At 42.0% G+C, this 12,428-nt stretch carries 12 protein-coding genes; 11 read left to right on the top strand and 1 reads right to left on the bottom strand.

The window, feature by feature from the left end; genetic code table 11:
- The first annotated feature begins 5 nt into the window (after positions 1–5).
- The 10 genes from scpB to GNIT_RS06890 all read left to right on the top strand — a co-directional run bounded on the left by scpB (position 6) and on the right by GNIT_RS06890 (position 10,281).
- On the top strand, positions 6–668 hold the full coding sequence (gene scpB, locus GNIT_RS06845) for an SMC-Scp complex subunit ScpB (protein ID WP_014108434.1): 663 nt from the start codon (positions 6–8) through the stop codon (positions 666–668).
- Positions 669–788: 120 nt separating this feature from the next.
- Complete coding sequence (rluB, locus tag GNIT_RS06850; protein ID WP_014108435.1) at positions 789–1,691, top strand: 23S rRNA pseudouridine(2605) synthase RluB; 903 nt, start codon at positions 789–791, stop codon at positions 1,689–1,691.
- Positions 1,692–1,715: 24 nt separating this feature from the next.
- Positions 1,716–2,495 carry a tRNA pseudouridine(38-40) synthase TruA gene (truA, locus tag GNIT_RS06855; protein WP_014108436.1) on the top strand — a complete coding sequence of 260 codons (780 nt, stop codon included), beginning with the start codon at positions 1,716–1,718 and terminating at the stop codon, positions 2,493–2,495.
- A gap of 196 nt (positions 2,496–2,691) precedes the next feature.
- On the top strand, positions 2,692–3,558 hold the full coding sequence (gene accD, locus GNIT_RS06860) for an acetyl-CoA carboxylase, carboxyltransferase subunit beta (RefSeq protein WP_014108437.1): 867 nt from the start codon (positions 2,692–2,694) through the stop codon (positions 3,556–3,558).
- Positions 3,559–3,577: 19 nt separating this feature from the next.
- Complete coding sequence (gene folC, locus GNIT_RS06865; protein WP_014108438.1) at positions 3,578–4,918, top strand: bifunctional tetrahydrofolate synthase/dihydrofolate synthase; 1,341 nt, start codon at positions 3,578–3,580, stop codon at positions 4,916–4,918.
- Between the two features lie 47 nt (positions 4,919–4,965).
- On the top strand, positions 4,966–5,691 hold the full coding sequence (locus GNIT_RS18365) for an SPOR domain-containing protein (RefSeq protein WP_014108439.1): 726 nt from the start codon (positions 4,966–4,968) through the stop codon (positions 5,689–5,691).
- Between the two features lie 171 nt (positions 5,692–5,862).
- Positions 5,863–6,354: a CvpA family protein gene (locus tag GNIT_RS06875; protein WP_014108440.1), complete on the top strand. Its 492-nt coding sequence runs from the start codon at positions 5,863–5,865 to the stop codon at positions 6,352–6,354.
- Positions 6,355–6,365: 11 nt separating this feature from the next.
- Entirely contained in the window at positions 6,366–7,883 is a 1,518-nt protein-coding gene (purF, locus tag GNIT_RS06880; protein WP_014108441.1) for an amidophosphoribosyltransferase, read from the top strand.
- 382 nt (positions 7,884–8,265) lie between these two features.
- On the top strand, positions 8,266–9,084 hold the full coding sequence (locus GNIT_RS06885) for a sulfite exporter TauE/SafE family protein (protein WP_014108444.1): 819 nt from the start codon (positions 8,266–8,268) through the stop codon (positions 9,082–9,084).
- Positions 9,085–9,114: 30 nt separating this feature from the next.
- Positions 9,115–10,281 (top strand): pyridoxal phosphate-dependent aminotransferase, encoded by a 1,167-nt coding sequence (locus GNIT_RS06890; protein ID WP_014108445.1) that lies wholly within the window; start codon positions 9,115–9,117, stop codon positions 10,279–10,281.
- 167 nt (positions 10,282–10,448) lie between these two features.
- On the opposite strand, the gene GNIT_RS06895 is transcribed toward GNIT_RS06890, so the two are convergent.
- Complete coding sequence (locus tag GNIT_RS06895; protein ID WP_014108446.1) at positions 10,449–11,054, bottom strand: Yip1 family protein; 606 nt, start codon at positions 11,052–11,054, stop codon at positions 10,449–10,451.
- A 364-nt stretch (positions 11,055–11,418) separates the two neighbouring features.
- Here GNIT_RS06895 and GNIT_RS06900 point away from each other — a divergent pair, with 364 nt between their 5' ends.
- On the top strand, positions 11,419–12,420 hold the full coding sequence (locus tag GNIT_RS06900) for a hypothetical protein (protein WP_014108447.1): 1,002 nt from the start codon (positions 11,419–11,421) through the stop codon (positions 12,418–12,420).
- The last annotated feature ends 8 nt before the right edge of the window (positions 12,421–12,428 follow it).

The raw sequence follows: 12,428 nt of genomic DNA on the forward strand, positions 1-12,428 counted from the left end.
CGCGAATGCAAAAAATTAACGACACTCAGTTGAAGCAGCTTATTGAAGCGGGTGTTTTTGTTGCCGACGGACCGCTTAGCATCGATGTCATGAGGGCAACATTTTTAAGTGATTTCACTGTGTCGAATATGCAGATCAAGAAGGTACTCGCGGAACTGGAATTGGATTACGCGCCGCGCGGTATACAGCTAGTAAAAGTTGCGAGTGGTTATCGCTTTCAGTCTAACGAAGCGCTGGGCGTGATGTTAAGTAAGCTCTGGCAGGAGAACGCACCTAAATACAGTCGCGCTATGCTAGAAACCTTAGCTCTTATTGCGTACCGCCAGCCAATTACGCGCGGCGAAATTGAAGAGATTAGAGGTGTGTCGGTTAGCAGCCACATAGTTAAATCTCTTTCAGAGAGAAACTGGATTAAAGAGATTGGGCACAAAGAAGTGCCGGGAAGACCAGCGCTGTTAGCGACAACTAAAACATTTTTAGATTATTTTTCACTATCAACGCTGGCCGAATTGCCCTCAGCCGCTGATTTTACTGAAAACTTAGAGAAAGCAATGAGCGCCGCGGACATGAATGAGGCAAACGCAGATATGAGTGATAAGCACACTCAAACAGGCATGCCAGATAAGCGTTCGGAAAGTAGTCAAGAAAGTAGTGAAAAGTTACATTAAGGCACGATGAATATATTGTTCTTTTTTTAATTTAAAATTGAACGATACAGATTATTGCGCTCTGCAGGTTTTATTGAATTTCAAAATGAAATTTAACATCAAATTAAGTGAAGAAAAAACATGACGGATAGTCAAAATACAGAAAAGTTACAAAAAGCACTCGCGAATAATGGCGTTGGCTCAAGAAGAGAAATGGAACGCTGGATCCAAGAAGGTCGCGTTTCGGTAAACGGTCAAATAGCCACATTGGGCGATCGCGTCACACTAACTGACCAGCTTCGAGTGGACGGACATCTGATTTCGCGCAGCGGCGAAAAGTCAGCCTGTCGTATATTGATGTACAACAAGCCAGAAGGTGAGCTCTGCTCTCGCAATGACCCAGAGGGACGAGCAACTGTATTTGAGCGTTTGCCAAAAATAATAGCAGACCGTTGGATAGCGGTTGGTCGCCTAGACATTAATACCAGTGGCCTTTTGTTATTTACAAACGATGGCGAATTAGCAAACCGATTGATGCATCCTCGTCACGAAATTGAGCGAGAGTATGCGGTTAGAATTTTCGGTGAAGTAACTCCGCACATGCTCAGAGATTTGCAAAAGGGCGTTGAGCTAGAAGACGGTATGGCGAAATTCACGCACATACACGTTCGACCGACTGATGATGAAAGCCAAAATCAATGGTTTAATGTCACTTTATCAGAAGGAAGAAACCGAGAAGTAAGACGTTTGTGGGAATCACAGGGCGTTCAGGTTAGCAGATTGATGCGCGTGCGTTACGGTAACTTAGACTTACAAAAGCGTTTACCACAAGGCGCTTGGATTGAATTGGACCTAGAAAAGGTTAATCAGTTAAGAAAAATGGTGCAGTTGCCTAATGAAACTGAAACGACGTTAAACCAGAAAGACGATAAGTTGGACCATACGCGGTTAAGCAGAATGCGTCGTTCGGTTAAAAAGCACAAGCTAAATAAAGCGGGGCAAGGCAGAAGAAATGCTACGCAACAAGCTAGAACGAAGAAGTAACTTGAAGATAGCGATTTTATTACCATGCGAATAGCGTTAGGCATAGAATATGACGGCTCCAATTATTATGGATGGCAGCGTCAAAATAGTTTTATCAGTGTTCAAGAATGTCTTGAAAATGCATTAGAGAAAATAGCACTAGAACCGGTTGTAGTGACTTGCGCAGGACGCACAGACGCAGGTGTGCATGCGACCTATCAGGTTGTTCATTTTGACACAGAAGTTGAAAGACCGATCAAAGCTTGGACACGTGGCGTTTGCACGCACCTGCCAAAAGATATCGCTGTAAAGTGGGCGCAGGTTACGACAGACAAGTTTCATGCTCGCTTTTCAGCTACGTCTAGGCGCTATCGATATATCATTTATAACCATCCATTGCGTACGGCTATATTACACGCGGGTATTACTCATATTTACTACCCTTTAGATGTCGAAAAAATGCATCAAGCAGCGCAGTGTTTGGTCGGCGATAACGACTTTACTTCATTTCGTGCGGCCAACTGCCAATCAAAGTCGCCGGTGCGCCGTATGGAAGAAATTTCAGTTACCCGCAGAGGCGATTACGTTATTGTCGAAGTTGCAGCAAATGCGTTTTTACATCATATGGTGCGAAATATTGTTGGCTCTTTAGTGAGAGTGGGTACGCTTGAAGAATCCGTTTCTTGGATGAAAGATACGCTGGAAGCAAAAGATCGAAAAGTGGCTGGAACAACCGCAAGACCAAATGGTCTCTACTTAGTTAATGTCATTTATCCACAGGAATTTGATATGCCAACGAGCTCTTTTGGCCCTATATTTTTATAGTTGTATGGATGACTTTAGTACTTCTTAGACCAGTTTTACTTTCGTCATTCAACAATAGTATGATTTAATGCATGGCTAAGCTTCAGTAAATACCGCAAAATTCGGTTAGAATGGACGCTGGCAGGTGGCCACAATGCCTGAAATTTGATACAAACATCAGAGCGCGTCTAGTTAAGAATTAAAATAGGAATGGTTAATGAGTTGGATTGAGAAAATACTTCCACGCACGCAGTCATCAACTAAAAGCAATGTGCCCGAAGGTATTTGGACAAAGTGTGGTTCTTGTAATGCAGTGCTATACAAAACCGAACTGGAAAAACAATTAGAAGTTTGTCCAAAATGCGATCACCATATGCGTATCACAGCACGTGCTCGAATTAATGCATTTTTAGATACCAAAGATCGCGAAGAAATTGCTGCAGACCTTGAGCCTCAGGACATTCTCAAGTTCAAGGACAGTAAAAAATATAAAGATCGCATCACTGCTGCTCAGAAAGCAACAAATGAAAAAGACGCCCTAGTTGTCGTAAAAGGCAAACTAAACGGTATGCCAATTGTCGTAGCAAGCTTTGAGTTCGCTTTTATGGGTGGTTCAATGGCCTCCGTTGTTGGCGCTAAATTTGTTGCCGCAGTAAACTCCTGCTTAGAAAACAATACACCATTGGTGTGTTTTTCTACAAGCGGCGGCGCGCGTATGCAAGAAGCCTTGTTATCACTAATGCAAATGGCGAAAACAAGTGCAGCACTGGCGAAAATGAGCAAACAGGGTTTGCCCTATATTTCGGTATTAACCGATCCTACAATGGGTGGTGTGTCTGCTAGTTTAGCAATGCTTGGTGATATCAACGTTGCTGAGCCTAAAGCTTTGATTGGTTTTGCTGGACCTCGGGTTATAGAGCAGACTGTGCGAGAAACATTGCCTGCGGGTTTTCAGCGTAGCGAATTCTTAATCGAGAAAGGTGCGATAGACATGATCGTCGATCGCAGATTGATGCGAGATAAGCTCTTTTCTGTATTATCAAAACTACATCATCAACATGCTGACAAGCGCTTAGCGAATTAAAAGTAGATAAACATCGGTAATGAACAAAAATACAAGTCTATCTGATTGGTTGACTTACATCGAACAAGCCCATACCAAGGAAATTGATATGGGCTTGTCTCGTACTAAGGACCTAGTAAAACGCCTCAATATTGACTTCACAGAACAGTTTGTGGTCACTGTAGGAGGCACGAATGGCAAAGGCACCACATGCGCACTGATTGAACAAATTTGTTTGCATGCCGGCCTTACAGTAGGTGTGTATAGTTCGCCACATCTCGTCGATTTTTGTGAACGAATTCGTTTAAACGGGAACTTGATTTCACAAAATATGCTTTGCGATATCTTCGAGCAAATAGATAACAGTCGAAAAGATCACGCACAGGGCTCGATTGACCTTACTTACTTTGAGTTTGCCACGTTAGCAGCGTTGAATGCATTTTCTAAGCAAAAAGTTGATGTGGTAATCCTAGAGGTAGGTTTAGGAGGACGACTAGACGCAGTCAATGTTATCGATGCAGATGTAGCGGTAATAACCAGTATCGGACTCGATCATCAAGCTTGGTTAGGTGATACGAAAGAAAAAATAGCTTTTGAAAAGGCGGGTATTTTCCGCACTAATAAGCCTGCGATCATCGGCGAAGAAACACCCCAACAATCAATGCTAGAATATGCGGAACAAATAGGCGCAAAGCTTATTTGCCGTGGCGAAGACTTTATGTTCGACGAAGCTTCTGGTCTCATAAGTATTCGGAGTCAGCAGTTCTCTGCGAAAAACGCTAAAATACCCAAGCAGAATGTTGCAACAGCCTTGGCCGCTGTCAATGCTCTAAGCCAATCAGCATTTTCGAAAAGTGATAATGTAATAAGTAATAAGCTAAAAACGGCTCATCCATTCTTAGCGAAAACAAGCGATATACAGGCGATCATAGACAAAACTCAGCTTATGGGACGTCATCATATTTTACGTCAGCCAAAAATTGATGAGTGCTGCGCTATCATTCTTGATGTTGCGCACAACGAAGATAGCGCATTGCAATTAAGTCGCTTAATGAGAACTTATTCTTTTGATACCTGTCATATCGTAGTGGGGATGTTAAAAGATAAAAACATCGAAATAAGTTTACAGGTTTTTTCTGATATTAACGCACATTGGTATTGTGCGGCTTTGCCAACGAATAGAGGAGAGAAGGCTGAACGATTAGTTAGGGCTGTTCAATCAAGCACTGAATTAAACACGAATTCAAAAATAGAGCCTTTTGAAACAGTCGATTTAGCGTTCAAACAAGCCGTAAGTAATGCCCAAGCGAATGATATTATTCTGGTTATGGGATCTTTTTTGACCGTTGCGGCTGTTCTCAAATACCATGCTAGTGCATAATCAACCGTAGGCAAACAACTCGAATTAATTTGTTGGGGAAAACATCAGTGTCAAACGCGTTACAAAATAGGCTTGTAGGAACGATCATCCTTGTTGCCGTGACTGTTATATTTCTGCCCGATTATTTGGACGGAAAAAAGCAAACGAACACTGAAACTTTCGTGGATTTCCCGCGCTCAACGTCTAATTTATCAGCTACTGCACCCGATGCGTTCCCCACAGAAGATGTAGCAAAAGCAACTCGCAGAGAAGTTGTCGTCATTGACGAGCAGGCTGCTGATGCGCTGTTGGAGGAAGCGCAGGGCACTCAGGGAGAAGCGCAGACACCTGGTTCTTCAGATATTGAAAAACAAACCGATGAAGAACGCAAAATAGCCGAACGGATGGCTAATAATCTAAAAGCAGAGGCAAGCAACTCCGCCAAAGAAGTCGCAGCGAATTCCGGCGGCACTGAGTCTGCTGCACAGGATAATTCTCTTGCCAAGCAAACTGTGGCGAAGAGTGCTTCAAATACTGCAAATGATAATGCCGGTTGGGTGGTGCAGTTAGGCAGTTTCGGGAATCAAAAAAACGTGAATGACTTGCTTAGAAAATTAGAGAAAGCAGGTTATCGTTCGTTTAGTCGAAAAGTACAAACAAGCGCTGGACGCTTAACGAAAGTGTTTGTTGGCCCCGAGCTAGATAAAGAAAAATTAGAGTTAGCATTGCCTCACCTGAAAGAGACGACAGGGTTGACCGGTAAAGTTACTACGTTCGATGTTGTTTCCAACTAATAAAAAAACCAAACTATTTATCTATTTTATCATTGGACTGAATCACGCCTTCTGGTAGAATGCGCGCCAAATTAGAACCAACTATTAATGTAGGCCTCGCCAATATTGTTGGTAGCGCCAATGTTTAGAAAAGGTTTATGACAGAACTTCAACCTAAGACGCATCTTTTATATGAATTGGTTTGATTTCACCATTTTAGGCATCATTGCCTTGTCTGCCGTCATCAGCGTCATCCGTGGCTTTGTAAAAGAAGCCATCTCCCTTGTTGTTTGGTTCTCTGCGTTTATCATCTCAAGTCAACTTTATCCTCAACTCGCAAAATTTTTGACCCAAATTTCAGATGAATTGTTTAGAAATGGCGTGGCCATTGCCATCTTGTTTGTATCGACATTGATTATCGGTGCTCTTATTAACTATATTGTTTCGCAACTAGTGAAAGCAACCGGATTAAGCGGTACAGACCGAGCATTGGGCGCAGTTTTTGGCGCAATACGCGGCGTGCTGATTATTAGCGCATTGCTTTTTTTCATGGACACGTTTACCCCATTTGCAGAGAGCGAGTGGTGGCTGCAATCTATATTGGTGCCTGAGTTTTCAGTCATTATTGAGTGGTTTTTTGAATACGTGAAAGGAAGCTCCAGCTTCCTTTCTCCAACAAAATAAAAGGTTTTTTTATGTGTGGTATCGTTGGTATTGTTGGTAAAGGCCCTGTTAATCAAGACATTTATGACGCGTTAACTGTACTTCAGCATCGTGGCCAAGATGCTGCAGGCATCATGACAATTGATAATGGGATGTTTCACTTACGCAAAGAAAACGGTTTGGTGAGAGATGTATTCCGCACTCGTCACATGAAGCGTTTGACCGGCAACGTAGGTATAGGGCACGTTCGTTATCCTACGGCGGGATCTTCAAGTTCTGCGGAGGCGCAGCCTTTTTACGTAAACTCTCCATTCGGTATTGCATTTGCGCATAACGGTAATCTAACCAATGCGCACGAACTTCAAGCAGAGGTTTTCAGTATTGCTCGTCGTCATATAAACACAACCTCAGATTCTGAATTGCTGTTGAATATTTTTGCTCATGCGCTACAAAATGCGGCAGGCTTTGAAGTAAAGCCCGAAGAGATATTTTCAGCGGTAGAAACTGTGCACACTAAGATCAGAGGCGCTTACGCGGTGGTTGCTGCTATTATCGGTAACGGTATGGTTGCGTTTAGAGACCCCTTCGGTATTCGTCCTCTAGTGCTGGGTAAGCGCCAATCTGAGCATGGTGATGAATATATGGTTGCCTCTGAGAGCGTGGCTTTAGATTCAGTAGGATTTACCTTCGTCAGAGATGTAGCACCGGGTGAAGCGGTTTATGTTAATGAAAAGGGTGAATTATTTACTAAGCAGTGTGCAAAAAATCCAAGCTGTAACCCGTGTATCTTTGAATTTGTTTACTTTGCCCGACCTGATTCATTTATTGATGGTATTAGTGTTTATGCATCTCGCGTTAACATGGGTCGTAAACTCGGTGAGAAAATAGCCAGAGAATGGGCTGATCTTGATATTGATGTTGTTATCCCAATTCCTGAGACATCGATGGATGTAGCACTACAAATTGCTGTTACTTTGGATAAGCCTTACCGTCAAGGCTTTGTGAAAAATCGCTATATTGGCCGGACATTTATTATGCCGGGGCAAACGCAGCGAAGAAAATCAGTGCGTCGTAAACTAAATGCTATTTCGTCTGAGTTTAAGGGTAAGAACGTATTGTTAGTTGATGACTCAATTGTTCGCGGTACTACGTCAGAGCAAATTATTGAAATGGCGCGAGAGTCAGGCGCGAATAAAGTTTACTTTGCTTCTGCCGCACCTGAAATTCGTTTCCCGAATGTGTACGGCATAGATATGCCCTCTGCCAATGAATTAATCGCCTATGGCCGTGAAATTGAGCAGATTTGTGAATGCATAAAAGCTGATGGCTTAATCTTTCAAAACATTGACGACCTAGTTGATGCAGTCAGAGAAGAAAACTCGGCAATCACACGCTTCGAGACATCGGTATTTGACGGTAATTATATTACTGGCGATGTTAATCAGGAATACCTTGAAAGTATCGATAAATCCAGAGGCGAAAAAATTAAATCGCCAGTGATTCAAGAAGAGTTGAGTAATCTTGAAATGCATAATATGGGAACACATTAAGCGCCGTTGCATCCTAAATGAAATTAATAAAAAGTGAGTTTAGGGTCTTTTGTTAAGTCAAAAATTCCAAAAGTCTGTATAAAAAGACCATTGACTACTCGCTGTTTCTTCGGCGCTTCTAATGAAGCGCTGTTGTCCTCTCCATCACCAACTCTAAAGTTCACTTCCTCAGAATTCTGCTAGCAAGAAGCAGTCTTCCCGTTTTGCCGTCTGCATTATTGTTGCGCAAAGATTAACCATTTCAGTGCAGTTCTCTGATTCTTCTTTCGGTAAGCCCTTGTAAACATTGCAAATGACTATTGGCACTATTTCTGCAAATTCTTTAAAGCAAAGCAATATCGTTTCGATATTGCATAATTTCTAAGAAATACTAAGCAGCTTTATGGAAATGGACGTTTTATTTTTTGTTTTGACTCTATGCGTAGCGGGAGCCGTTGCGGGTATAACTGCCGGATTGTTTGGAAATGGAGGCGGTTTTGTTGTTGTACCAGCCTTATTAGCCGTTTTTCCTTTTTTTACGCAAGCATCCGATCAATTGATAAAAGTCGCCATTGGTACATCCTTAGCGTCGATTGTAGTTTCTAGCGCTCGTTCTGTTCAAGCTCATAAAAAGAAAAATGCAGTCGATTTTTTGATTTTAAAAGACTGGGCTGTTTGGTTGGTACTAGGAGTGCTAGGTGGTTTGTATATTGCATCTCAAGCTAGGCCACAGAGCTTGATAATAGTGTTTGCAACAGGTGTTTTAGCTTATTCAGTGTATTTTTTATTCCCCAAGCTTTTTACTCTTTCACCAAACGCGTTAACAATGCCTACCGGACCCGCAAAGGCTGGATTAGCCTCATTTTTAGGCGGATTTTCGGCTCTGCTAGGAATCGGTGGTGGCACTATTACAGTCATGACCATGGTTATATGTAATCGTACCGTACACCAAGCTGTAGCCACTGCCGCTGGTGTCGGTTTTATTATTGGTTTACCCGGTGCAATCGGATTTTTGCTGATGGGTCATGACGTGTCTAATTTACCATTTGGTACCTTTGGATACATCAATCTACCCGCTTTACTAGCCATTAGCGCTGCTTCAATGATAACTGCGCCACTTGGAGCTAATTGGGCTCATAAGCTGAACGAAAAAAACCTAAAAAGAATGTTTGGGCTCTACTTGGTAGTGGTGTCTATTTCGATGTATTACAAAGCATTTTAACTTTAAAAAATTAGCACGAGGACTAAAAATATGATGGACAATATTAGTAGAAGAATGTTTTTACGAGGGTCTCTAGCCACTGCATCTGCTGTGGCTGTTGGTGGCTTAGTGACATTGCCAAGCGCAGCTTCAGCTGGTAATTATAGTCCACCATCAGTTGCATATGGGCCGGCGTCAGGGGTCGCCAAGCTCAATGCCAACGAGAATCCATATGGTCCAAGCCCCGCTGCTATTAAAGCGATAGTCGAAGCAAGTACTAAAGGCGCTTATTATGCGGCTGAGCCCTATCAAGTATTGGTAGACATGATTGCAGAGAAGAATGGCCTGAGTAAAAGCCAGGTGACTTTGAGCTCTGGCTCAAGCGGTGTACTGTCTTATGCTGCTATCGCAAGTGCTGAGAAAGGAAAAATCTTAGGTCCTGATTTATTTTGGGATACTACCGCTAAAGCACCTCAAAAAATCGGGGCTCCTAAGATAAAACGGATTGCTAAAACCGCCGATCTGAGTATCGACCTCGATGCCCTTTACGCAGCCATTGATGATGACGTTGCTATGGTTCATGTGACCAATCCCAATAACCCTACGGGTAGTTTATTAGATGCCGATAAGTTACGCGCATTTTGTATAAAAGCATCAAAGCGCACCTTGGTTTTAGTTGATGAGGCATATAACGAAGTCACCGATATGCCAGAAAAGAACTCCATGGTTTCTTTGGTTAAACAGGGTCACAACGTCATTGTTGCTAAAACGTTTTCTAAAATTTATGGATTAGCGGGCTTACGCGTTGGTTATATGATGGGCTCTGAGCAAAACATCGCTAATATTAATCGACACAGCCTAGGCGGTTATGCCATGAATCAGGCAGGTTTAGCCGCTGCGATCGCCAGCTACAATGATGAAGCTTTCTTAAAAATGTCCAAATCGAAAATAGTTGAAGGGCGCGAAATGGTATTTGATGCAGTGAAAGCAAATGGCTTGATTGCATTGCCTTCCGCTACAAATTTCATATTCGTGGATTTAGGTTCTGCTAATGCAGAAATATTTAGACAGAAAATGGCAGAACAAAATGTGTTAGTTCGCGGCATCTATCAGGACTACAATAATTGGTCGCGCGTCAGTATGGGCTTAATCTCTGACGTACAACAGTACGTTGATGCTATGCCTAGAGCTTTAGAGTTAAGTTTGGCTGCCTCATAGTTAATTTATTGTTATTAATAGAGCTCGCTACCCAAACTTACAAACGCTGGCTTAAGCTAAACTCATTGAACAGCTGCAGGTTATAAAAGAAAAGGCCCCGATAGTTAAACCTTTCGGGGCCTTTTTATATTTTTCTGTCTGCTTTGACTGTATGGTTAATTATGCTTTTACATATATTGCGGACCAACACCCACACTCCATAAGATCACAGATGAAGCCATCAGGATCACAAGCAAAACTAGACCACACGTCACTACAGAGCTGCTGTATATAAAACCTTTCTCTTCAGGAATATGCAGCATAATTGGCACACCTGAATAAAGCAGATACACAGAGTAGGATAGACCCACAAGACCAACGCACATAATGAACCATAATTCAGGATAGAATGCGCTAAAGCCAGTCATAAAGATCGGGGTTGCTGTATATGCCGCGAGTTCTAGCGATTGCGTATAAGTAGGAAATGCGTCAAACGACTTCGCTAATTCATTGATTATGACTGCTAATGCGATGACGCCAATAATGAGCCCAAAATACATAGCAATCGCCATTTGTATTGCGCTTTGTTGGGTCAGTTTAATCGTATCAGCGGTTGCTCCTGCACCAATATCCCAACCTAGATGAGCAGAGGCAAAATAAGCCATGCCTGCAGGAATAAGGGCGATTAGCATAATATGGCTAAGAGAATAAAAATAAGATTCATGGCGTTTATCAATTGTTTGCCATTCTTCCTTCGGGTGAGTATAAATACCCCATAAATGATTCAAAATCATTGTGACTCCTGCTACAACAAGGTTGCTCTAAATGCTGTTAATGGTCTTGAAGCGCAGCCCACCAATATTTGCGCTAACCGAGTTTACTTTTACATCATTCTATCGATTGCTAAGATAATATCGTTACGTCAGTAGCGTGTTATCAAAAAGTTACAGATAATATAATTTATTAACAAGTATTTAACAAGACTTTCCTATCAATATGGAACTTGTTTTTATACACCCTTGTGATTTAGTTTTTGATTTCTATACAACCGTGCTATTCAACCTTAAGTAAATGAAATCGAAACTAAAACTGCTGTGGTATAGTTGCATGGTATTTTTTGTTTCGTGATAACAAACAGAACAAGCATCACTGTTAAATATGGCCGATTTTGTGAGAGGATTAATGCAGCGCACTTCAAGAAATAAAACCTTAAAAGAGCATTTGGGTGAGCTAAAGGCTCATGCAATAACCGCTAAATCTAAGGATGATATAAATAGAGTCGCGCAGCATATTTCGCAATTCTCAAAGCGCAGCGCTTACTCATTCAACCACAGTTTAGCGATAGTTGGATTAGGGCTTGCCGTGCTTTCTGTTTTGCTGTCTTTTTGGACGCAAATGGACCTGTCCTACGACCAGCGTATTTGGATGCGCATTGGCGGCTTTATTGTCGGCGTTGCTTGCATTGCAAATATTTGGATCCGTATAGCTTCCATCAAAAGTATCGGCGATCAATTATATGTGCGGGCTGTTGCAATCAACGCGGGCATGGAGCGCGATTACGCCTTCAATGGTAAAAGCTACTGGCAAGAATTAAAAACGATATTTCCGTTGTTCAACTGTGGTGATGAAAGCCAAAGTATTACTAAACGTTATCTATGTGGCGTCGATTCAACGCCTCTAACTCTTTTTGAGTTTAAATATGTGAATGTCTCGACACAGCATACAACCGACAGTAATGGCAATTCAAGAACATCGAAAACAAGAAGTACGCACTACAAATATGGCATGCTGGTGCAGTTTATTGATTTTAACTATTTATCACTTAATGCAAAACGCTTTGAGACGAAGTGGGATTCCGCAAGTAGGGCGTTTAATAAGTTGTATAAAGTACGATGTGCTAGTGAAATTCAAGCGGCTAAATTCTTCGATCCGAAAGTGGTGTTAGCTTTCACCGACAAATATAATTTTATTAAATCAATGGATGTAAATACTCAATCTGTGGCTTGTTTTGAACTACCAAAAGACGTTTTTCCAACCCAAGTAAAAAAGCCTTCTTTGCGCAAGCCGGAAGATTTTGTGAAACAATTACAGCAGCCTGCACGAATTCCTTTGTTGGAAGACGCTAAAAGGTTGATTCAGTTTATTAACGAGAACAAATAGGATTTTAT

The sequence above is a fragment of the Glaciecola nitratireducens FR1064 genome (assembly GCF_000226565.1).
Classification (GTDB): domain Bacteria; phylum Pseudomonadota; class Gammaproteobacteria; order Enterobacterales; family Alteromonadaceae; genus Glaciecola; species Glaciecola nitratireducens.